The organism is Streptomyces xanthochromogenes (assembly GCF_014650455.1).
GTDB lineage: Bacteria > Actinomycetota > Actinomycetes > Streptomycetales > Streptomycetaceae > Streptomyces > Streptomyces xanthochromogenes.
Genome location: NZ_BMUZ01000003.1, coordinates 749,762 through 772,208, shown reverse-complemented (window position 1 = coordinate 772,208; position 22,447 = coordinate 749,762). Strand labels below are relative to the sequence as shown.

At 70.1% G+C, this 22,447-nt stretch carries 18 protein-coding genes and 1 pseudogene; 9 read left to right on the top strand and 10 right to left on the bottom strand.

Going from position 1 to position 22,447, the window contains the following annotated elements; all coding sequences use genetic code 11:
• Window positions 1-13 precede the first annotated feature (13 nt).
• From IE267_RS10815 to IE267_RS10795, 4 genes are all read right to left on the bottom strand, one after another.
• Window positions 14-1,042, bottom strand: coding sequence for an acetamidase/formamidase family protein (locus IE267_RS10815; RefSeq protein WP_189762972.1), 1,029 nt, complete (start codon window positions 1,040-1,042; stop codon window positions 14-16).
• On the bottom strand, window positions 1,039-2,532 hold the full coding sequence (locus IE267_RS10810) for an APC family permease (protein WP_229860953.1): 1,494 nt from the start codon (window positions 2,530-2,532) through the stop codon (window positions 1,039-1,041). Before IE267_RS10810 ends, IE267_RS10815 begins: the two co-directional genes overlap by 4 nt.
• Before the next feature lie 713 nt (window positions 2,533-3,245).
• Window positions 3,246-4,550, bottom strand: a complete 1,305-nt coding sequence (locus IE267_RS10800; RefSeq protein ID WP_189762970.1) for an SWIM zinc finger family protein — start codon at window positions 4,548-4,550, stop codon at window positions 3,246-3,248.
• Complete coding sequence (locus IE267_RS10795; protein WP_189762969.1) at window positions 4,547-7,396, bottom strand: SCO1167/SCO6262 family helicase; 2,850 nt, start codon at window positions 7,394-7,396, stop codon at window positions 4,547-4,549. Before IE267_RS10795 ends, IE267_RS10800 begins: the two co-directional genes overlap by 4 nt.
• Before the next feature lie 260 nt (window positions 7,397-7,656).
• Here IE267_RS10795 and IE267_RS10790 point away from each other — a divergent pair, with 260 nt between their 5' ends.
• The 3 genes from IE267_RS10790 to IE267_RS10780 all read left to right on the top strand — a co-directional run bounded on the left by IE267_RS10790 (window position 7,657) and on the right by IE267_RS10780 (window position 9,620).
• Window positions 7,657-8,718, top strand: coding sequence for a fatty acid desaturase family protein (locus IE267_RS10790; RefSeq protein ID WP_189762968.1), 1,062 nt, complete (start codon window positions 7,657-7,659; stop codon window positions 8,716-8,718).
• 93 nt (window positions 8,719-8,811) lie between these two features.
• Window positions 8,812-8,994, top strand: a complete 183-nt coding sequence (locus tag IE267_RS10785) for a tail-anchor membrane protein (protein WP_053724879.1) — start codon at window positions 8,812-8,814, stop codon at window positions 8,992-8,994.
• Between the two features lie 74 nt (window positions 8,995-9,068).
• The gene (locus IE267_RS10780) at window positions 9,069-9,620 is read left to right on the top strand and encodes an MOSC domain-containing protein (RefSeq protein ID WP_373304519.1); all 552 of its coding nucleotides are present in this window, start codon (window positions 9,069-9,071) and stop codon (window positions 9,618-9,620) included.
• 191 nt (window positions 9,621-9,811) lie between these two features.
• On the opposite strand, the gene IE267_RS10775 is transcribed toward IE267_RS10780, so the two are convergent.
• The 4 genes from IE267_RS10775 to IE267_RS10760 all read right to left on the bottom strand — a co-directional run bounded on the left by IE267_RS10775 (window position 9,812) and on the right by IE267_RS10760 (window position 15,182).
• Window positions 9,812-10,921, bottom strand: coding sequence for a hypothetical protein (locus IE267_RS10775; protein ID WP_189762966.1), 1,110 nt, complete (start codon window positions 10,919-10,921; stop codon window positions 9,812-9,814).
• 693 nt (window positions 10,922-11,614) lie between these two features.
• The gene (locus IE267_RS10770) at window positions 11,615-12,811 is read right to left on the bottom strand and encodes a sensor histidine kinase (protein ID WP_189762965.1); all 1,197 of its coding nucleotides are present in this window, start codon (window positions 12,809-12,811) and stop codon (window positions 11,615-11,617) included.
• Window positions 12,808-13,443, bottom strand: coding sequence for a response regulator (locus IE267_RS10765; RefSeq protein ID WP_229860951.1), 636 nt, complete (start codon window positions 13,441-13,443; stop codon window positions 12,808-12,810). Before IE267_RS10765 ends, IE267_RS10770 begins: the two co-directional genes overlap by 4 nt.
• A 362-nt stretch (window positions 13,444-13,805) precedes the next feature.
• Window positions 13,806-15,182, bottom strand: coding sequence for an NsdA family TPR-like regulatory protein (locus tag IE267_RS10760; protein WP_189762963.1), 1,377 nt, complete (start codon window positions 15,180-15,182; stop codon window positions 13,806-13,808).
• Between the two features lie 510 nt (window positions 15,183-15,692).
• Here IE267_RS10760 and IE267_RS10755 point away from each other — a divergent pair.
• A complete protein-coding gene (locus IE267_RS10755; RefSeq protein ID WP_189762962.1) occupies window positions 15,693-16,010 on the top strand; it encodes a hypothetical protein in 318 nt (105 codons plus the stop codon).
• 1,074 nt (window positions 16,011-17,084) lie between these two features.
• Window positions 17,085-17,559, top strand: a pseudogene (locus IE267_RS10750) (transposase family protein); the annotation flags it as partial.
• A 72-nt stretch (window positions 17,560-17,631) separates the two neighbouring features.
• Here IE267_RS10750 and IE267_RS10745 read toward each other — a convergent pair.
• On the bottom strand, window positions 17,632-18,066 hold the full coding sequence (locus tag IE267_RS10745) for a VOC family protein (RefSeq protein WP_161255244.1): 435 nt from the start codon (window positions 18,064-18,066) through the stop codon (window positions 17,632-17,634).
• 251 nt (window positions 18,067-18,317) lie between these two features.
• On the opposite strand from IE267_RS10745, the gene IE267_RS10740 reads away from it, so the two are divergent.
• Both IE267_RS10740 and IE267_RS10735 read left to right on the top strand, forming a co-directional pair.
• Window positions 18,318-19,292 carry a hypothetical protein gene (locus tag IE267_RS10740; protein ID WP_189762961.1) on the top strand — a complete coding sequence of 325 codons (975 nt, stop codon included), beginning with the start codon at window positions 18,318-18,320 and terminating at the stop codon, window positions 19,290-19,292.
• A 449-nt stretch (window positions 19,293-19,741) separates the two neighbouring features.
• Complete coding sequence (locus IE267_RS10735) at window positions 19,742-20,587, top strand: DUF899 family protein (protein WP_189762960.1); 846 nt, start codon at window positions 19,742-19,744, stop codon at window positions 20,585-20,587.
• A gap of 180 nt (window positions 20,588-20,767) precedes the next feature.
• Here the strand turns inward: IE267_RS10735 and IE267_RS10730 are convergent, their stop codons facing one another.
• On the bottom strand, window positions 20,768-21,034 hold the full coding sequence (locus IE267_RS10730) for a hypothetical protein (RefSeq protein ID WP_161249629.1): 267 nt from the start codon (window positions 21,032-21,034) through the stop codon (window positions 20,768-20,770).
• A 107-nt stretch (window positions 21,035-21,141) separates the two neighbouring features.
• Here IE267_RS10730 and IE267_RS10725 point away from each other — a divergent pair, with 107 nt between their 5' ends.
• A complete protein-coding gene (locus tag IE267_RS10725; RefSeq protein WP_189762959.1) occupies window positions 21,142-22,038 on the top strand; it encodes an oxygenase MpaB family protein in 897 nt (298 codons plus the stop codon).
• Between the two features lie 107 nt (window positions 22,039-22,145).
• Window positions 22,146-22,319 carry a hypothetical protein gene (locus IE267_RS40405; protein ID WP_189762958.1) on the top strand — a complete coding sequence of 58 codons (174 nt, stop codon included), beginning with the start codon at window positions 22,146-22,148 and terminating at the stop codon, window positions 22,317-22,319.
• Window positions 22,320-22,447 lie beyond the last annotated feature (128 nt).

The window sequence follows — 22,447 nt, the reverse complement described above, 5'->3', positions numbered from 1 at the left end:
ACGGGCTCCTGAACTAGGCGGGGAAGAACGGTAGTTGACCGGTCCGCTCCCTGAGGTGACGGTGCAGGCCGCGGTGCGGCTCGCCCTGCCGGGGCAGCCACTCCTTGCGGATCTTGGCGACACAGGTGTAGTTGGTGTCGCACACATTGGCAAGCGGGGCCTCACCCGCCTGGCTCACCAGCTGGTACGCGTCCAGCTCGGACAGGCCGTAGTCCCGCTCCAGCCACCGCACCAGGTCCAACTGCGAGATGCGGAAGGCGTCTTCGAGGGGGCGGGCCGATCCCGTCGACATGATGTGAGTGTCGGACTCGATGCGCGGCCAGGGCGTTGCCACGCCCTTGAGCAGCTCCACCACGACCACGGTGTTCATGGCGCACTCCACGGCCACCCCGCAGGTCTCGCCCTCGCCCTGGCGGGCGTGCCCGTCACCGAGGCTGAACAGCGCGCCCTCCACGTTGACGCCCAGGTAGCACGTCACACCGGCCCGCATCTCGGGCGTGTCCATGTTCCCGCCGTGCGCGTCGGGGACCAGGGCCGAGCGGACCTCCAGATTGGCCGGGGCCACCCCGACCGTGCCGTGCATCGGGTCCATCGGCAGCTCGATCTCGAAGCCGCTCTCCCGGGCCCGGAACAGACACGTCCCGCGCGCACGGTCGAGCTCCCACATCCACACCACTTCGGGCAGCGGCGGCTGGAGCGTCGCCGTGGCATGGGTGGAGGTGAGCGCGCCGAACAGGGGGACGGTCGTGGATGCCGCCCAGTCCCGCGCGGGCCGGATCGACACGAAGTGCACGGCCAGTGTGTCGCCCGGCTCGGCACCCTCCACGTGGAAGGGACCGGTCTGCGGGTTGAGGAACGGGAACTCGCAGACGCGGGACACCAGATCGTGCTCGGAGCGCACCCGCCCGGCGAAGCAGTCCTCGGTGAAGAGGTCGAGGACGGTACCGGGCGCGATGCGGGCGACCGGCGCCGCGCCGCCGAACGTCCAGGCGTACTCGTTCTCCTTGGGCCGCACGGTCAGGACCACCGGGTCGTCGCTCATCCTCGTACCGCTCCTGTCTGCTCGTGTTCCTCATCGGGATCGATGAGGTGAACCTTGCCGGTCTGTGCCAGCCGATCCGGGTAGCGGCGCGCGAGCACCGCGAGCACCACGATCCCGGCTGCCATCCAGACCGCGACGACGGGCCCGGCGTACGACACCGGAGGTGCCAGCTCGGCGACGAAGCCGAACGCCGGTATGCCCGCCGCCGTGAGGAGCGCGGGGACGAACGCGGCGATGCCGAGCGCCGGGAACACCAGGTGCCGCAGCGGGCTGAAGAGGTCGCGCCGACGCCGCAGGAAATATCCGGCGCAGGCCACATCGGCCACGATGTACACGCCGATGATCACGGTGACGATGACCGTGGCGAGCAGCGCGAACGCCGTGACCGGGTCGTATCCCAGGCCGAGCCCGAGCATCGCGGCCACCGCCACCACGAACTGCACGGCGACGCCCGTCACGGGGGAGCGGCGGCGCGGGTGGAGCCGGGCGAAGGCGCGCGGGAAGACGCCGATCCGGCCGAGGGCGAAGGCGGTGCGCGTCGACACGTTGGAGCAGGCATTGGCGTTCGCCACCGTCGAGTTGACCACGGCCAGAAACAGGATCACCCAGAAGAGGCCGAACGAGGCGCGGGCCACGCCCTCCCACGAGGCGTCGCCCGCGGCGCCGAATCCCGAGAACCGGTCGGGGCCGAAGTAGACCGCCATCGCGTACGTGGTGAGGACGTACACCACTCCGATCGCCAGAGCCGCCCCGAACACCGCCCGTCGCATGGTGCGGCGGGGGTCCTTCGCTTCTTCGGCGAGCGGTGCCGCCGCCTCGAATCCGGCGAAGGCGAGCACCGTGTACACGGACCCGGCGAACACGCCGCCGAAACCGCCGTAGCCGTGCGCGGTGTGCGAAGTGCCGAACACCGAAAGGGTGTTGCCGGATCCGGCGGCCACGATCAGCATCACGGCGAAGGCGACGAACACCAGGATTTCGAAGATGCCGAGCACGGTGCCGAACCGCGCCGAGGCCCGCACCCCGAAGTAGCCCGCGACCGCGATGACGACGGCCCCGGCCAGCGACCAGGGCCACCACAGGTCCGCCGGATACGACGGCCACTGCTGGTGCAGGGTGCCCGCCGTGGTGAAACCCAGCTGCAACAGAAGGAGCGGCGGCACCAGGGCCTCGACGAACACGTAGCCCCAGCCGACCAGGAACCCGACCGCGGGATGCAGGCCCTGGGCGCTGTAGGTGGCGACCGATCCGGCGGCCGGAAGATGCTGCGCGAGCTCCGCCACGCAGGAGGCGGTGAACAGGCACGCCACCAATGCCCCCAGGACCGACAGCGGCAGGCTGCCGCCCGCGAACGCGGCGCCCGCCGGAATGGAGGCCGCGACGGCCGCCGCGGGCGCCATCGCGGTGACGCTCTGGAAGAGGACCTCGCGCAGTCCCACGGCGTTCCGCGCGAGCCCGGTGCCGGTGTCCCTGCTGGATTCCCCCGCCACGATCGGCTCCCTCGGTCGGTCAACGGGCAGGCATCACACGGTAGTTACCGTACGGTCCGGGGTGTGCGGGGTGGAAGAGGACGGGGGTGCGGGCGGGGTGGGCGCCCGGGGCGCACCCTCGCGCGGGTTCGGGCAACTTCCGCAAGGGGGTCGCGGATGCGCCCCCTTTACGCCGACTCTGATGGGTATGGCCACTCCGCCCGTACCGCCCAGACCGCCCGGTCCACCGCACGGGCAGGGTTATGGGCCGCCGCCGGGAGGCGGTTTCGGGCCGCCGCCACCTCCGGAACCGTCGACGCGACCGCCGGGCGGCGGCGGGCGTCGCCGAGGCCCTTTCCTGGCGCTCGCGATCGTGGTTGCCGTGCTGGCCCTCGCCGCCCTCGCGTTCGCGGTCACCCGGGGCGGCGGTGGCGAAAAGCCTGGGAGCCCGGCCCCGGGCGGCACCGTGAGCCCCGCGCCGACGCCCTCACTGAGCCTGCCGAGCGGATTCCCCTCCTCGCTGCCCTCCGAACTGCCCTCCCTGCCTTCGGACTTGCCCACGAACTTGCCCACGGGCCTGCCGAGCGGATTCCCGACCGACCTTCCGAGTGACTTCCCCACGGATCTGCCCGGCAGCGTCCCGACGGGACCTCTGTCGGACGGTCTGGTGTCGGCCGCCGTCCCGCGTCAACTGCCGTGACGACAGGCATGGTTGGAGGCGGAGGGCCCGGCTCTCACTCGGTGGGTGTGGAGTCCATCGTCTCCAGTGCGGCCGCCGGGTCCCGGTCCGGCGGGCCGGCGGGGAACCAGCGTCCGCGTTCCTTGCGGTAGGGCCACCAGCGCCCGTCGTGGCCGAGCCGCAGCTGGGCGTCCCGCCCGGTCACGGTCCACCGATTGCCGCCGGTGGCGCGAAGCGCCGGACGTTCGTCCTCGGCCCAGGCCCGGTCGAGCCCGGCCGTGGCCCGGGCCAGTTCCTCCGGTGTCGGCGTCCACTCATCCTCCAGCGCGCCGAGCGAGGCGGCCCCGCCGAGCCGCCACGCACGTACGGCCGCGGAGAACGCAGGGGCACGGCGCCCCGCCGCGTCGGCGAGCCGTGCCGCGATACGGCTGTCCCGGCAAGCCGCCGCCAGGCGAACGCAATCCTGATCCACCGTCAATTCACACTCGAAGGGCTGTAGTTCGTGTCCCGGTGCGAGAGCGTCTGCCAGCAGGAGATGGGCGCGGGCCGCTGTGTCGGCCGCGAGGAACTCCAGTGCCGCCGGGTCGATCCCCGGCTCCGGCGGGGTCTCGGTGTCCAGGCGGGCGGGGGCGCCCGGTTCCGTGGGGAGCGTAGGCAGGGCGGGGAGCGGCGGCACGATGTCCCATGCCGCGAACGCTTCCTGGGCCGGTACGCCTCGCGGCGTCTCGGGCTCACCCGGTGCCGAGGCCGGGGTTGCGCCGCGCTCCTGAAGGGCGTCGAGCAGGGGCCGTTCCGCGCGCCCGCGCATCAGGAGGAGGACGAACGGATCCTGGTCGAGCAGCCGCGCCACCTGGTAGCAGAGCGCCGCCGTGTGCGGGCAGTGGTCCCAGGCGCCGCAGCTGCACTCGGGCTCCAAGTCGCCTATGCCCGGCAGGAGTTCGATGCCCGAGGCTGCCGCGTCCTCCACCAGGTGCGGCGGCATCTCGCGGTCCAGGAGTGCCGCGATGTGGCCCGCGCGTTCCGCCGCCATCGTGAGGAACCGGTCCCAGTCGTCCTCGTCCAGCTCCTGGAGCAGTACGTCGCCGCGGTACTGCGATCCGTCCCGGTCCCGTACCACCGCCGTGATCCGGCCGGGCCGAACCGTCAACGCGCCGACCGCGCCCGCGCGGGCCAGCCGCCGTCCCTGCTTGAGCTGCTGCCCGTCGAGAGCCGTGTCCTCCAAAGCCTTCAGCCACTCCTGACCCCACCAGGTGCTCGCGAAGCCACGTCCCTGTGCGGGCGGCAGCGGCCCGAAGGTGCGCTCGTCCTCGCAGGCGGGGACGTTCCCGAACGCACCCTCGTTCTCGAATGTGCCGTTCATCGTCCGCTCCCTCGCAGCGCCACCAGATCGGTCAGTTCCGCATCGGACAGTTCGGTCAGGGCGGACTCGCCGGAGCCGAGCACCGCGTCCGCCAACTCCCGCTTGTGGTCCAGCATTTCGGCGATGCGGTCCTCGATGGTGCCCTCCGCGATCAGACGGTGGACCTGGACCGGCCGGGTCTGGCCGATGCGGTAGGCGCGGTCGGTGGCCTGGGCCTCGACGGCCGGGTTCCACCAGCGGTCGTAGTGGATGACATGGCCGGCCCGGGTGAGGTTGAGGCCGGTGCCCGCAGCCTTCAACGACAGCAGGAACACCGGGACTTGACCGTCCTGGAACCGCTGGACCATTTGCTCGCGGCGTGCCACGGGCGTCCCGCCGTGCAGAAACTGCGTCGGCACGCCACGGGCCGCCAGATGCTGCTCGACGATCCGGGCCATCTGCACGTACTGCGTGAAGACGAGCACCGAACCGTCCTCGGCGAGGATGGTGTCCAAGAGCTCGTCGAGCAGCTCCAGTTTCCCCGACCTGCCGCTGATCGTGGGGCTTTCCTCCTTGAGGTACTGCGCGGGGTGGTTGCAGATCTGTTTGAGCGCGGTCAGCAGCTTCATCACGAGCCCCCGCCGTTCGAAGCCGTCGGCGCCGGAGATCTCGGCGAGGGTCTCGCGCACCACCGCCTCGTACAGACCGGTCTGCTCCTTGGTGAGCGAGACGGCCCGGTCGGTCTCGGTCTTGGGCGGCAGCTCGGGAGCGATGCCCGGATCGGACTTGCGGCGGCGCAGCAGAAAGGGCCGCACCAGGCGGGAGAGCCGCTCGGCGGCCGCCGGGTCCTGGCCGCTCTCGGCGGCGGACGCGTACCTGGTACGGAACGCGGCGAGCTTTCCGAGCAGTCCGGGCGTTGTCCAGTCGAGGATCGCCCACAGCTCCGAGAGGTTGTTCTCGACCGGAGTGCCGCTCAGGGCCACGCGGGCCGGGGCTTCGATGGTGCGCAGTTGCCTGGCCGTCGCGGAGTACGGGTTCTTGACGTGCTGGGCCTCGTCGGCGACGACCATGCCCCAGTGGGCGGCCGCCAGCCTGGCGGCGTCGAGCCGCATCGTGCCGTAGGTGGTGAGGACGAACTCGCCGTCCACCAGCGCTTCGAGGGAGCGCGCGGACGCGTGGAAGCGGCGCACCGGGGTGCCGGGTGCGAACTTCTCGATCTCGCGCTGCCAGTTGCCCATGAGGGAAGTCGGGCAGACGACGAGGGTCGGTCCGGCCGTTGCCGGATCGCTCTGGCGGTGCAGATGCAGGGCGATGAGGGTGATGGTCTTGCCGAGACCCATGTCATCGGCGAGAGCGCCGCCGAGGCCCAACGAGGTCATGTCGGCAAGCCAGTTGAGTCCGCGGAGCTGGTAGTCGCGCAACTGCGCGGTGAGCGCCGATGGTTGGGCGATGGGCTGCTCGCGGTCGCCCTCGGGGTCGGCGAGCCGGTCGCGCAGCCGGGCGAGCCAGCCCGTCGCGGCCACCTCGACCCGGCGCCCGTCGATCTCCGTCGAGCCGGTCAGGACGGCCGCCAGTGCGTCGACGGGGGTCACCTTGCGGTCCTGTGCCGTGCGGGCGCGCCGTACCTCCTCCGGATCGACGAGCACCCACTGGTCGCGAAGGCGCACGACGGGGCGGTTCGCCTCGGCCAGCGCGTCGAGCTCCTGCCGGCTCAACTCCGTGTCGCCCAGGGCGAACGACCAGTCGAAGGCGAGCAGCGCATCCGCAGAGAGCAGGGAGGGGCCGGCGGATTCGATCCGTTCGGGGCCCTGTTCGGGCGGGCCGATCACGGCCTTCGCGGTCAGTGTGCGGGAGAGCTCCTTGGGCCAGTGGACCTGAACGCCGATGGCGGCCAGTGCCCGGGCGGCCGGGCCGAGCAGTTCGGCCGCCTCCTCGTCGGCCAGCTCGACCGCGTCCGGCACGGCGGTCGAGAGCAGCGGGGCCAGCGGGTCCCAGGCGCGGGCCGCCCGGCGCAGGGCGAGCAGGGTGTCCATGCGGGCCCGGGGCCCGAACGCACCCGCCGTGCCGGATGAGGCCCACGCCGAGGCGGCGTCGGCCACCAGCGCGGGGTCGCTGACGCTGTGCAACTGGAGCACTGCCCGGAACACCGGTCCCGCGCTCTCGGGGTCGGCGGACGCGAGCCCCGGCAGCTCGACCCGCAGCGAGATCCGTACGCCCGCGTCGTGCCCGGCGGCCACATCCGCGGCCCAGGCCCGCTGCTCGGGCATCCGCCGAGGGGGCTCGGCGGCGAACGCGGGGGAGCCCGTCGCGTGGCCGGCGGCCGGGGTGCGGGGCAGCCCGTCCGCGACCGCGTCGAGGAAGGCCCGCAGCAGCCGCACGGGCTCGGGCAGGAGGAGGGGCCCTTCGGCGTCCAGCGGTACGGCGTGGGCCTCGGGCGGCATCGCGGCGGCCAGCTCGCGCACCTTGTCCAGCTCGTCGGCCCCGAGCGGTCCGACCCGCCACGCGTCGTGGTCGCTCGTGGTGAGACCAGGCAACAGGAGCCCCCGAGCGGCGAGTTGGAGCGCGAGCAGCGCGGCCGTGCCCCAGAAGGCGGCCGCGCGCGAGGCGTCGCTGAGGGCGCGGGCGCGGGTCAGGACGGGCAGGGCGTCCCGGGCGGGCAGCAGGAGGGCGCGTACGGAACGGGGGGTCGCGTCCGCGCCGACGACGGTCAGGTCCTCGATGGTGCCGGGGGCGGCCGGGGGCTCTTCGCCCTCGGGGTTCCAGAAGGCGATGCGGCCGGTGCGGGAGGGGTCGGCGGGCAGGAAGGTCACGGAACAGCGGGCGAGTTCGGCGAGCTGGGACGGCGTGGGAGCAGGGAGCCTCTGCACAGCGTTAACGCATTCCTCAAATTTGACTACGTTGGCCGGAGCGGCCGAGGGTACAGGAACGGACGGCCGGGCGGAGGCTTCCCGTAGTGACGCGCGTCACATGCGACACGGGCGGGTGTTGCCAGCACCACCCACGAGTGCGGGGCAACCCCCCGTCAGGAGACGGGGGGTGACTCCATGGTCGTCAAGGGGTGCCGGTCCGTACGTTCAGTGAGGTCAGCGCAGGGAACTGCGGGGGACGACCGAGCACCGGAGACGTCATGCCACAGGCCACCATGCCCCAACCGAGCACGGGCCTCGGCGCCCCGGCGCCACCCCGGGCCGGGAGCGAGTTCGCGCCCCTGCTCAGGACCGTGAAGGGGCAGGGCCTGCTCGACCGGCGCACCGGCTGGTACGTCACCCGCATCGCCGTCAACCTGCTCGCGCTGGCCGGGACGGTCGCCGCGATGGTGTTCACCGGCGACACCTGGTGGACCCTGCTGCTGGCCCTCCCGCTCTCCGTGTTCTGGGCGCGCGGCGCGTTCATCGGCCACGATGCCGGGCACGGCCAGATCACCCGCGGCAAGCGCACGGGCCGGCTGATCGGGCTGTTCCACAGCGACCTGCTCCTCGGCATGAGCTACGCCTGGTGGAACGACAAGCACAACCGGCACCACGCCAACCCCAACCATGTGGACAAGGACCCCGACGTCGGTGTCGGCGCCCTCGTGTGGACCCAGCGCCAGGCCGAGCACCGCGAGGGCTTCGCCCGCTGGCTCACCCGCAACCAGGCCCGGCTCTTCTTCCCGATGCTGCTCCTTGAGGGCATCGCCCTGAAGGTGTACGGATTCCAGGACCTGAAGAGGCAGCCTCCGCGTGAGCGTGCCGCGGAAGCCCCGCTCCTCCTGCTTCACCTCGCCGGCTACGCGACCCTGCTCCTGACGATCATGTCGCCGGGCAAGGCGCTTGCCTTCGCCCTGCTGCACCATGCCCTGTTCGGTCTGCACCTCGGCATGACCTTCGCGCCCAACCACAAGGGCATGGAGATGCCGGACCCCGACGACCCCGAGCACGGGGCGTGGGGGCACCTGCGCCGACAGGTCCTGACCTCGCGCAACGTTCGCGGCGGACCGCTCACCGACTGGTTCCTCGGCGGCCTGAACTACCAGATAGAGCACCACCTGTTCCCGAACATGCCGCGGCCCCATCTCAGGCTCGCCCAGCCGATGGTCCGCGCCCACTGCGTCTCCGTCGGCATCCCGTACGCGGAGACCTCGCTGGTCGACTCCTACCGGCAGGCCCTGGAGCACATGCACGAGGTCGGCGCACCGCTGCGGAAGTGACGCATAGTGGAAGCAGCTGGAACCAGCGGGCGTGACCGTGCGTTCTCTGGACAGGAAGAGCGGCCGCGGGCCGCGAAGAGGAAGGCGACGGACATGTCGAAGCGCGCGATGATCGCCGCCGGTGGAGTCGTGGCGGGGCTCATTCTGATCCCACTGATCGGCTTCTGGCTCGCCCTGCTGGTGCTGATCGGCGTCCCCGTGGCGGCCTACCTGATGCTGGACCCGAGCCAGCGCCGCCGGCTGCGTCACATATCCCGCAAGGAACTCGGCCGCTAGCGGGTCCGGGGAGTGGCCTGACCCGCCCGGTCCGGCCCGGGTCGATCATGGGAACGGCAGAGGGGAACTGTGCGGTGGATGGCGCCAGGGGAACGGTCACGGCGGTCAGCAGCAACGGTGAGTACGCGTTCACCAAGCCGAACCGGGACAGCATCACGCTGCTGCCCGGCCTCGGCGTGGCAGGCGACGTGCACGCGGGCGTGACGGTCAAGCACCGCTCGCGCGTGGCCCAGGACCCTGCGCAGCCCAACCTGCGCCAGGTCCACCTCATCCACGGAGAGCTCTTCGGGGAGGTCGCCGAGAAGGGCTTCGAGGTCGCCCCCGGCCAGCTCGGCGAGAACGTGACGACGGCGGGCATCGACCTCCTCGGCCTGCCCACCGGCACACTGCTGCACATCGGCGCGGAAGCGGTGGTCGAGGTCACCGGGCTGCGCAACCCGTGCCTCCAGATCGAGGCCTTCCAGCAAGGTCTCCTCAAGCAGGTGGTCGGCCGCGACGCCGACGGCACGATCGTGCGCAAGGCCGGGATCATGAGCGTGGTCCGCACGGGTGGTGAGATACGCCCCGGGGACACGATCACGGCCGAGTTCCCGGAGGGGCCGCATCGCCCGCTGGAACGAGTGTGACCTGTCCGGTGGCGAGGGCGGCGCGGTGAGCCAGGGCGGCGCGTTGAGCCTTCCGAAGCGGGGGTGAGCTATCGCGACGCGGTGAGTCCTTCGAAGCGGGCTGAGCTGTCAGGAACGGGGGTGTCGCCCCTCAACCCGGCTCGTACCCAAGTGAGTTGAGGCGTGGCGGGTATCGGGGCGGCCGACGGCCGTCAGGAGGGCCGTACCGCCATCGCGTCCAGCGCTTGGAGGAGGTCGGGCAGTTCCTCGTCGCGGGCCACCGGGTGGACGTCGCCGGGGCAGCCGTCCAGGAGGACGAAGGCCATGTCATCGGTCCTGGCGACCAGGGACCAGCCGGGACCGTCGGCCCGCAGGGTGCGGGCGCCACCCGGGGCGAAGGCGGAGCGCACCCGGCCGACCGGAGGAGCGGAGTCGAGGTAGCCGCGGAGTGCGGCGAGTGCGCGCCGCACCCCCGCCTCCTCGCCATCGGCGTGCCGGTGCCCGTCCGCGCTGTCGGCGCCGGTGTCCGTGCCAGTGTCGCCGCCGGTGTGGATGCCGGTTCCGGAGGGGGGTGCGGAGGCGTCCGACGCGTCCGGCCGGTCGCGCTCGCCGGATGCGGTGTTGTCGTCTGTCCGGTCGCGCTTCCCGGGCGCGGTGGTGTCGTCGGTCCGCCGGATCGGCCCGGTCTCCTCGGCGGCGCCGACGACCGCGTCGCCAGGAACGGCGTTCTCCGCGACGGAATTCGCCGAGGCACCCGGGGCCTCGCCGTCGCCCGGTGCATGCTCCACGTCTCCGCTCCCCGGCGGCGACCCGAACGTGTCCCGGTCCAACTGCTCGCGCCAGGTGCTCCATTGCAGCGCGACCGCGTCCGCACCCAGACGCCGCTGGGCCGGGCCCCACTCGCTCGTATCGGGGGGCGTGAGCGGGGGAGGGCCCTCCGGGCCCGGATCGGGGTCGTGCGGGGCAGGGACGTTCGGTGCCGCGACGGCCAGCTCCAGTGGCCAGCCGGGCAGTGCTGCCACCACCGTGCGCTCATCCGGCGACAGGTCGTACTCCATCCCGCAGTCCCAGGAGGCGATCGCCACCGCCACCAGCGACACGTCGTCGACGACCACGGTCCAGCGGGCACCCGTGCCGTCCTGGCCGAGGACGAGCCCGTACCCCTGGGAGTACGGCCCGAGGCCGAGGGCCGCGCATGCCTCGGGGTAGTCGTCGCCGAGCACGCTCGGGAACTGCGCGGGCGTGAGGAGCGCGGCCGTCAGCACGTAGAGCGCCTCGTCTGTGGTGGTTGCGGCCGCTTCCGCCTCGTCCGTCCCGGTCACGGAATCGTCTCCTTCGGTTCGCTCGTCGGCGCACCCTAACTGCCTGGCCAGGGGCGGACAAGGGGGTCGGAGGCGGGACTCGAAACGGGGGAGCCGCGCTGCCGCCCGTTCAGTCGCCGCGGTGCGAAGAACGACGTCGGGGCCCGGCAGGCGTGCCCCGCCTGACCATGAGGTGATGGAGTTCGCGGGTGGAGGTGTAGCAGTTGGTGGCAGCGCCTTCAGAAGGAGGCGCAAACGTCATGGCCCCGGCCGCAACGGCCGGCGCGATGGAAACCACCCCCGCTTCTCCGTCTGCTCGGCATCGTCATGCCGAGCAGAACCGCGTGCACCTCAGGCGAAGCGATGGATTCGGGCCATGCTCCGCCTGTCTCCCTCCCTCCCCCCGGTGGGAGGGCTCACGCCGGTGAAGGTTCCTGGTGAGGAAGCCTTCCGGATCGCCATCAGCTTCGCGGACGGGACAGTGGCCGCCCATCCGCCGGGCGGATGCTGCTGCCATCCGTCCGGCGGGGGTCTGTGCCTGGCGCGGCGTATGGAGGCGCCCATCACGAGGGGAGAAGTGCGGGGCCGCGGGGCGTGTACTCCAACCCCGATGCGCATCCGCACGCCCTGGGCGGGCGACGTCACTGGCAAGCGCGGCCTCGAACTCGGCTGCTGCGTCAGCCAGTGGAGCTACTCTGCCCCCCTTGCACACGATCAGTGGCCAGGCGGCCGGGCGGCGAGGGGTAGGACGAGGCGAACCGTAAAGCTGCCGTCAGGGGAGCGGAAACCCTTGCAGGAACCGCCCAACACCGCGGCTCGCTCGCGCAGTCCGGTGAGCCCGTGCGCGCTGCCAGGCAGTGGCACGGGCGGTCTTGCCGTGCCGGGTGTATTGCGGACGGTGACCTGGAGCTGTGCGCCGGCGGTATCGATGCTGACGATGGCGGGTGCTTCAGGGGCGTGTTTGCGGACGTTCGTCAGGCTCTCCTGAACGGTCCGGTACACCGTGCGGTGAAGGGTGTCGGGCAGGGCAAGGCCGGTCACGGCAGGAGAGATGCACAGCTGCGCCTCGACACCGCTCTCGGCGACCAGCAGGGCCAAGTCGGGGATGCCGGGACGCAGGGCCGGATCTTGGGAGCACGACCCGTCGCCGCGCAGAACCAGGAGGACGGAGCGGAGCTCCTCAAGTGCTGAGACAGCGAGTTGCCGCAGTATTTCAGCCTTGTGGCGCGTCGTCGCGTCGGTCGTGGTGACCGACAGGGCTCCAGCCTGGACGGCGATGAGCCCGGCCTTGTGGGAGACCACGTCGTGCATCTCCCATCCGATACGAGCCCGTTCCTGTCGGACAGCCTGCTGGGAGAGCAGCCGCTGTTCTTCGTGGCGGAGATCGCCCAACTCGACGATTCGCTGGGCAAGTTCGACCCGGGCCCGATAGTGCAGACCCACCACGGCAGGGGCACCGCCGATCAACATGGCGTATGCAAGATGCCGGCCCACGTCGGGAAGCGTGACTCCCGCCCAGGCGAAGCCGTCCCAGATGCGGAACGGAGACCAGCACAGCAAATCGCCCACCATCACCACCACGATGGCCGCCGAGAGCAATCCGCGGTTCCGGTCCTGCCGGGCCAGGGCGCACAGAGCGAAGCAGCTCAGAGTAAGGGCCTGCCCATCGAAGAGTGCCGGCACAGTGAGCGCGAACGCCGCCGCAGGGTGGCGTCGGCGCAGCCAGAGAGCACCTACCGCCACCAGAACACTCACCTGCTGCCACCAGCGTCCGGTGCTCAGCGTGGGCCAGCAGTCCACCACGCCGATGGCTGCCAGGATCAGATCCCCGGTCCACCGGGGCGCCGCAGCACGCGGGGCCAGGAAGTACCGGTCCCACCACGGTTCGTCATGGCCGATCGGGCTCCTCATCGAACTCGGACCGGCGCTGAGCCGAGGCCCGCCCGAATCGCCAGGACCGCGGCCTGGACCCGGTTGTTGACGCGCAATTTCGTCAGCACCGAGCGGACATGGTCTTTCACCGTCCCCATGCTCAGGTGCAGTTGGTGTCCGATGTCGGCGTTGGAGAGTCCGTCCACGAGCAATTCCAGCACCTCGCGTTCGCGTGCCGACAGCCGGTCCAGCGCGGCACTCGCCGGGTCAGGAATTCCGTACTCACGCAGACGACGCGCCAGTGGCAGCGACAGGCAACCGCTGCCCGTACCCAGGGCTCGCACCGCATTGACCAGATCGGCCGGGCTGGTGTCCTTGAGGAGGAATCCAGCAGCCCCGCGGCGCAGTGCCTCCCCGAGATAGGCATCCGTGTCGAACGTGGTGAGCATTGCCACCTGCGGAGGTTGGGGCAGCCGGCGCAGATCACTCAGCACACTCAACCCATCCACGTCGGGCATCCGGACGTCGACCAGGACCACGTCCGGCCGCAGCATGTGTGTCAGCTCCACCGCCTCGCCACCCCGGCAGGCGGCCACCACACGCAGATCCGGTGCGGTATCGAGGATGTCCGACAGCCCGGACCGCAAGAGCTCCTCGTCATCCACAACCATGACCCGCAGCGCGGGACACACATGTACTGGCATCGCGACACACCTTGTCCACCGGTGTCCCGCGCCTGGCAGGACAGAACTGTCTGGAGAGAGGGTGATGCCGGCGAGAGAACAGTGGCCGTGTGTCCTTCGGCCGGGTGGTCGAAGGACAATGAGCCAGGCATCGACGCAGGAAACACCGGTGGGTCGGACGACGGCCACCAGGCTGTGCCTCGTGTGCCTCGCTGTGCAGGAGGTGGCACGTACATGCTGTACCGTGCGGCGGTGCAGAAGCCAGGTACGTCCAGAAGCCGGGTACGCAGTGCGGGCCGGTCGGATGCCCGCGTGCAGGTCGGCCAGATGCCGGAGGGCCGGCCGACCGGTCAGATGCCGGAGCCCTGGCTGTCCAGCAGGCTGAGCAAGTCCTGCACGCGGGGCTCGCCCCGGTGGATGTCGAACCGGCGGTAGTACTGTCCGGCCAGTGCGTCGGGCAGCCCGCCGGCGAGGGCCACGGCGTGCCAGGCGCTGCGCAGAGCGGAGTCCAACTCCCCGAGCGCCAGCTGGGCATCGACGGTGTACAGCAGGACACCTGCAGAGAAGGGTGAAGGACCAGGTGCGTCGGGACCGGCCGTGACCTCGGTGCGGGTGAGCGGGGCGAGCCACTTCAGGGCCTCTTGCGGCCTGCCCCAGTAGAGCTGGGAGAGTCCGGTACACAGCCGCAGCTGCATACCGTCCAAGTCCCGGACGGGCAGCCCGTCCGCCACGACGGGCTGCTGGTCGCTGGTGCTCAGGCGGCGGCCGGCTCGGTCCAGCGTCCGGGCGCTGGACTGTTTGTCTCCCATCCGCGCCAGGGCCAGCGCTTCCCAGCTGTCCAGCTGAGCCGACAGGCGAGGAGTCAGGCAGCGCACCTCCCTGCGTGCAGCAGCCACGACACACAGTGCGTCCTTCGGCGTTCCCGCCGTGGCGTGCAGGCCTGCGAGGTCTGCCAGACAGACGATGCTTTGCCGTCTCGCCCCGATGGTGGTTGCGGCATGCAGCGCAGCGAGGCTGTAGCGCTCGGCAGTGGCGAAGTCCCCCAGGGAGGTACTGAGGCAGGCACACAGCCGACCGCTCCGGGCGGCGAGATACAGCAATCTCGCCCCGGTCTGCCGGTCGTAACCCGCGTCGGCGAGGAGTCCGGCAACGAGCCGGTGCTCGGCGCGTGCGGCGTAGAACAAGGCCGCCGGTGCCGATGTTGATCCTGCCTCTTCCCGTTCCAGCGATCGCAGGCGGGATTCGGCCCAGTCCAGTGATGCCGGAGGAACTGCATGTCCGGGCCGGGTGTGTGCCGTGCGCGGATGCTCCAGTGCCGTCAAGGCCCTCTGCATCTGAACCAGCAGCGCATGCCCGCTGACCGAAAGAACGAGGCGAAACGCATTGCCGGCCACAGGTCCGGCGGCCTCCCGCGCCCTGTCGACCGCCCCTCTCGCGGTCCAGGGCTGTTCTTCCGCCGAGGCAGCAGCTCGGCCGGCCGGGTTCAGCCACATCGGCCAGCCCAGAAGGGCCACATCGGATTCCGGCACGCCGTGCACGTGGGCGATGGCAAGCTGCGTGGTCGGTGACGGAACCGTCCGGCCGGACTCCCAGCGCGCGACCTTTTCCCGCCGCGCCGCAAGCGGCCCGAACCCCAAGGCCGCATGTGCGTCGGCAACCAACTGCGCGTAGGCGGCGTGAGAGAGACCGACGGAGGCCCGGAGCGCTGTCAGAGGGTGCTGAGCCATGTGCCTCCACCCGGTCATCGCTGAGAAACCACTGCGGCATCAACAATTCCAGGCTAGAACAGCGCGAGGGTGTCCGCAGCACTTGCGACGGTTCCCTGCCCGCAATCCGACCGTCACTTACGGCAAGGGCGTACTCGACCCCACACCATGGGGCCGCCGGAGTCATCGAGGCAGGCCTGACGGTCCCTGCCCCGAACGCCAACTCGCTTCCCCCGTGGGCACGGCCGGTCACGAGGTCAAGCCCGTCGGCGCCGTCGTCGGGCGCGTTGAAGCTGGCCGTGCCGCAAGATCCAGGGTGGAAGAGGCTCGCTGGCGACGGTTCGTTCGGCAGCGCCCAAGAGCCGAGCCGCCCCCACCCCCTCCGAGTGGTTGGTCCATTCCAGCCGTCCGGCGGGTGGCCGCCCGAACTCGGCTACCCAAGGATTCACGTGGCACGGAAAATTCCTCGTGCATAGACAGGGCTCCGCGCCCCGTTTCTCATCAGCAGGATATCCTTGAAGTCAAGAGGCCATGAAAAAGAAGATCGTTACCCTTGCGCTTGTCGGAGCAGTTTTCACAGGAGTGGCTCCGGCGGCCCATGCCGTAGATGTGCACCAGGAATACAACTCCGCGGGATGCTATCTCGGCAAGAAGAAGGACCCGAAGGCGTGCGAGCGGCTGCTCGCCGGAAAGCCGATGTCCAAGACGGCTAAGGACTGCCTGGTCAAGGCGGGCATCGGCGGTGCGGCTGCCTTGATTGTCGGGCGGATAAACAAGGATCTCGCCAAGAAGATCGCTACCAATGTAGTCGCCGGAGGCGTCACCGGATGCCTCAGCTCTCTAGCCTGAAAGTGGCCCGGTCCATGGCACTCAAAGTAATGGTCGTAATCGCCTGGGCGATAATTCTTGTCACGATCAACGAATTCTTGATAGACGCCTACTGGGGTGAACTGATTGTCACTGCGGTGTGCAGTGCTGCGATGGCCTTCTGTCTGAGTAGGGTCGACAGAACTCGGCGATGAATGGTGATCGGCATGGGCGCGGGCAGGGCTGTTCAAGACCTGGCCCGCGCCTGTTCTGTGTCGTTAGGAGGCATGCCGAGGACTGTCGGAAACAATCACGTGCGTCGCTGGCTGCGGGGCGCGTAAACGTGACCGTGAAACCCTTTACGAATGTCTTCACCTGGCTTCCAACGGGTGGGGCGAACAGTGCGATGCTGGAGCAGGCCCCCGCCATTCCTGCGGTGATGGAAGAACCGGTGCGGCACGGCATCGTGGCCAGCACAACCACCCTCTGGGGCCGCACTCATCGAGCACCTTCGGCATACGCGCGCAGTGAAGCGACCTGGATTCCGAACGGCTGCCGCAGAGCCGAGAGTTGATGAGATCCAGGGCATGATCTCGGGGAACCGGGAAGACATCCATCGCGTCCCAGTGGCATGCATCGAAGACTTTCCTACGCATTGGCGGCGCCCCTGGTCCTCGCGGTCGGACTCGCACTCACCGGTTGCGACAACCGTGCCGCACAGGAGGCGTCCGTCCCCCTTGAGGGCCTTTTGGTCCAGGGTCGCGTGGTCACTACGACCCCGGCGGTCAACGGATGCGAGGCGGCCCGGCTCACGGCCCGTGAGAGCGACAGCACCGTCTCCCTCACCCTGAGAATCAGGTCGATCTATCGATCGGGACAGAAGTGTTCAATGATCATGGGGCGTCGGCGCATCAGCACGACCCTGCGGGAGCCCGTCGAGGATCGCTCCGTCGTCGACGCGACCACCCACGAGACGGTGCGGCCGCAGGGCTGAACGCTCCTCGCGCCCATCGGTCTAGGCCGTCGTCACATCCACGCACGCCGTCCTCAGGCCCGAAAGACGACAAGATCTGGCCCTGCTCGGCAGGTCGGTTTCTGCGCAGCCGCAGTATCGGAGGGGTGTCGAAGTCGGCCGCGGACCGGGTGATTCGACTACTTCGGACCTGGGCTCGCGCTGCATCCCCACCAGCGGTTCGCCAAGGCCGCGGCGCTTGCCGTGGAGGCACCCTGCTACCCACCCGCGACCCAGGGTGGCCGAACAGTCAGCGAACCAGAGCTACTTGACGAACCGACTGCAGGTCGTGGGAGGAGTCTGGCGCGCAGTCCGCCGTAGGCAGGACCCTCACGATGGCCGACGGCGCCCATCGGAGCACCGGCCTCCTCATGCCCCACCGCCGAACCCCGGGCGAGGAGTTGCCAAGCTGGAAGCGTGAGCGCAATCGCTCGCACAAACAGGTCCGAGCCCGCGACGAGCACGTCTGCGCGCGCACGAGGACCTGGAAGATCCTTCGAGACTGCCCGCCTCAAGGGAGACGGCGTTCGCCATGCCAAGCACGGCATCACGTGGCGCCACAACCTCACTTGCGCGGGATGCCTTCGCCGTAAGCGAGACCGGCGAAAGCGGCGAGGTAGACAGCCCCTGCCTCGCCGGCCCGGAGGGTCCTCAGTCGAGACAGAACTCGTTGCCCTCAATGTCCTGCATCACGATGCAGGACTCGTTCTCGCCATCGGCAAGCATTGTGCGCACATGCACCGCGCCAAGCGCGACCAGCCGTGCACATTCGGCTTCAAGGGTGGCCAGACGCTCCTCACCCACGAGCCCGATACCTGCCCGAACGTCAAGATGCAGCCGGTTCTTCACAACCTTCCCTTCAGGGACACGCTGGAAGAGCACGCGCGGGCCCACACCCGAGGGATCGCTGCACGCGAAATAGACCACCTGGTCCTCGGGCGGCAGCGAGCGATCATAGTCCTCCCAAGTGGCAAACCCTTCTGGGACCGGAGGCACGACGTACCCGAGCACCTTGGACCAGAAGCCGGCGAGACGCGTGGGGTCCGCGCAATCGAAGGTCACTTGGATCTGCTTGATCGTTGACATCCGCGCACGATAACAAGGCCCTCGCCTGTCTCCCCTGGCGGGTGGATCCGCACGTCTTCGGGAGGGCGGCCCCTGCCACCTGCGGCTGTGTCGTGTCCTGCTTACAGCGGTGAACAGGATGCGGTGCTCTGCGGCTCATAAGTCCCTTTTATGGGCCAATAAGTCGAAGAGGACTACGTGGAGGTGCACGCCTTGAACAAGAGTCGAGGTGCTGGTCACCCCTTAAGCACCTCTCAAGAATCGGCACCTACGTGAACCACAAGCGCATGGCAGTTCTGGCGGCCGTTGCCGCCGTCACCCCGACCGTGCTGGCAGCTGCACCGGCGCGGGCCGAAGAGATCCGTCCGACGGCGCCCTCTCTGTACCTACCCGCCCGCGGGCCGCTGTTGGACACCAACACCGGCGCCGGCGGGCCCGCCACCGGGCCGCGGCCGGCCGCCGACGCGCGCCAGCAGATGACCTCCGTCGTCCGGGAGGTCCCGGACACCTTCGAAGCGGGCGGCGACTGGGGGGAGTTCACCCTCGCCGTCGGCAACCTCACCGACCATGATCTCAGCGAATACGACGTGAACCTCGCGGTGGACACCATTCATCCGGCCCCGCGCCTGGTGCTGGAGCACATGCGAGTTCAGCTGCGCCTCAACGGCACATGGGTCGATGCCCCTCTTGAACAGCCGGACCGAGACGGGAACGTGGACGCGGCCCTGCCCCTTGAGCGGGTTGTACTGCCTCCGGGGGAGACCACCTTCCGGGTACGCATCAGGTTCACGGCCGACACCCCGTTGACGTTCTTCATCCTCGGCCCCAGGCCCGACATCCAGCACAGTCCCGACCCCGTCGACACCTGGGTGGAGTCCGAAATCGTACGGCCTCACGCGCCAGACCCGAATCCCGAGCCCGAGCCCGACCCCGATCCCACACCCGATCCGACCCCTCCCACCCAGACCCCTTCTCCCGGCCCGTCCTCGTCGTCCAGTGCGACGCCCGCTCCCGAAACCACTCCCACCTCCCACCCCGCTCCTGACCCAAGCTCGACCGGAACCGGGGTCGCGGGCGTATCGGCGGGCGAACCGGGCGCCTCCGCCCCGACCGGCCAACTCGCCCACTCCGGCAGCGACGCCGCCGTGACGTGGACCCTCGGGGGCGCGGGAGTGCTCCTCGTCCTGGGCAGCACGCTCGCCATCACCCACCGCACCCGCGGCAACCGGGCCCGCCGCGGTCGGTGAGTGGGCGACAGCCCGCTCCGAAGGCTGCCGCTCTGGCGAACCCGGCTCGTGTGTTCGGGGCGGCCCGGGATCGTTGTCCGTGCCGCGCCAGCGCCGCGTTGAAGGTCGCCCGGGGGACACCGAGCGTCTGGTGGGAATCCCGGGTCGTGAGTCCGCGTGGCCATGGCGCCGACGACAAGATCACGGGCATCGACCTGCAGCGGCCACCGGCCTGCGCGGTGCGTCCGCGGGGCTGAGGCCGAGATCGTTCTGCGGTCGCCACGCCGTGGCCGGCGGAGGCCGGTCCCGTTGGGCCGGTCCCGCCCCCATGTCGGCGGACGCGTGGTCCTCGAAGCGCCGGCGCGTCACGCGGCGCGAAGCCGGGTCGCTTCCGGAAGGTGAGCCCGTCGGGCCGCTACGTTGCTGGGAAGCGAACCGCCGCCACGACGAAGCGATCCCAGGAGCCGCTGATGTCCGAGAAGCCGAGTACGGGACAGCCCCCGGTCGTCGACCGCGCAACCTTCGAGGAGCAGTTGGAGAGACTGCGGACGAGAGAAAGGGCCCATACCCACGAAGGTGACGCGATCGCCGCGGCGCGCCGCAGGCTCCCGATGGTCGAGGTCGCCGGGGACAGCACGCTGCTGGGGCCGGACGGCCCCGTCACACTTCTGGACGCCTTCGAGGGGCGACGCCAGCTGATCGCCTACTACTTCATGTGGTGGCCCGGCCGGCCGGCTTCTGAGCAGTGCGAAGGCTGTACCTGGGTGATGAGCCACGTGGGGGAGCTGGCCTACCTGCACTCTCGCGACATCACCTTCGCCGTGTTCTCCCAGGGGCGCAATACCGCCTACGACTTCGCCGATGCCCAGGCGTCGTACGCCGAGAGTCGGAACTACCGGGACTTCATGGGCTGGTCGATGCCGTGGTACTCCGCACAGCCCGCGCTTGAGACGCTTCTCGTCGGCCGGGAGCTCGGACTGTTCCACCTGGTGTGCTACCTGCGCGACGGCGACCGTGTCTTCGAGACGTACTGGACCAGGCGTCGCGGGGTCGAGGCCGTCGACTACAGCTACGCGCTCATGGATCTCACCGCGTACGGACGCCAGGAGAGCTGGGAAGACTCACCGCCCGGCCGGCCACGCCTCGGGCATGCCACACGGACCCTGGGCGGGGCTCCCGACTGGCCACCGCTGCGGGAGTGGCCGGGCGGCCGCCCCACTGCTCAGTGGCCGCGTATCGACGCAGGCCGTTCCGATGACCTGGGCGTCACCCGAGCGGACACGAGTGGGCCGGGACCGAGCGGCCACTGTCACTGACGGCAGGCAGGCGGTCCACGGCACGGGGTCAGAGCCTCAACCTCCTCGACCCACTCAACCTCCCCTCCAATTCGGTGAATTGGGCGTCGTGCGGATCAACCTGATCTCACAGGAACCCGGGGCCATGACCGTAACGCGGACGTCGAGGGTCCCGGACCGTCAGCTCTCGCCGTCGGCCGGTCAGGCCGCCGGCAGGTCCATCAGGTCCTGGACCACGGCGGTCGGCGACTCGTCGCGGTCGCGGGCGAGGGCGATGACGGCGCGGCAGGCCAGTTCGCGGACCCCGAACGACAGGGCCTCGGGGGACACCCAGCCTGCCGCCTCGTCGAGTGCGTCCTGGTCGTCCTCGGCGCAGGCCGCCACGTACGCGGCCGCCGCTTCGAAGATGTTGTGATGTCGATCGTCGGCCGGTCGTGACTCGGCAGGCTTGCGGAATCTCCCGAACATCAGGACCACCTTTCCGTGCACGACCCGACCGCACCGCGGCAGGACCGATCTCTCAAACGGTTCTACCAACGTAGAGTTGGACTTCCGTCGACAGATAGGGGTCAGTCGTGAATCGGTTCGACCGGCTCAAGGCAATCCAACGCCTGCACCCCGAACGGGACTTCCTCGAGATCCATCGGATGACGGTGAACCTGGAGTTCCCGTGGGACTACACCCGTGCCCTCGAACTCGCGCTCTACCGCACCTACGCCGTGCCCAGCATCGGTCAACTCCTGGCCGAAACAGCCGAACTGACGGAACGTTCGCAGAAGAGGTACGACGACACGACCCTGCTTCTGGACACGGTCGTCGAGCACGGCTTCGACAGCGTGGCCGGACGGACCGCAGTGCGCCGCATCAACCAGATGCACCGCTCGTACGACATCGGCGACGACGACATGCGCTACGTGCTCTGCACCTTCGTGGTGGTGCCGAAGCGCTGGCTCGACTCCTATGGATGGCGGCGTCTGAGCGATCACGAGCTGCGCGCCGCGGCCCGCTACTACCAGACACTCGGCCGGCACATGGGCATCAAGGAAATCCCGGATTCCTACGAGGAGTTCGAGCGCTGCCTCGACGCATACGAGGCCGTCCACTTCGGCTTCGACGAGGGCGGGCGGCGAGTGTCGGACGCGACCCTCGACCTCATGGCCTCCTGGTACCCGCGCCGGCTGGCTCCGGTGCTGCGCACCGCGAGTCTGGCCCTGCTCGACGATTCCCTCCTGAGGGCGTTCCGCTACGAGCGGCCCGCTCCCGCTGCCCGGGCCCTGGTCCGCGGCGCACTGCGCCTGCGCGCCCGCGCCGTACGCCTGCTCCCGCCACGCTCCACGCCCCATCACGGGCGGCAGAACCCCGAGGTCAAGGGCTACCCGAACGGCTATCGCGTCGCCGAGCTCGGCACCTTCCCCGTGCCCGGTGTCCGTGGCTGCCCGGTGCCGGGTGGTGGGGTGCGGGAAGTCGAGTGAGCTCACTCCCGTGAACGCAGCGTCGTACGCAGCCACTTGAGCTCCACGGCGCTAGCACGGCAGCCCGGGCGGCCGGTCCCGGCAGATGGCGCAGGAAGGCGAGCAGGGTGAACCAGCGGCGATTCGCGCAGATGCTCGCCCGCGTCGGGCCGGCGTGGGCGGCGACCATGCGTCTGGCCGACCCGCTCGGGCTGCACCGCACGGCTGTCGGGCTGGTGCGCGGCACGCGGCCGACGATGCGTGAACTCCTCGTGCGGGCCACGCAGGTCGACCGGACGTAACCGGTGGGCGGCCTCGACGGGGACCTGCCGGGGCGCGCCGGTCTCGTCGCCTCCGGTGTCCGGGTTGTGACGGTCCCGGACGCCGGGCACAACATCATGTTCGACAACCCGGACGCCTTCGTACGCGA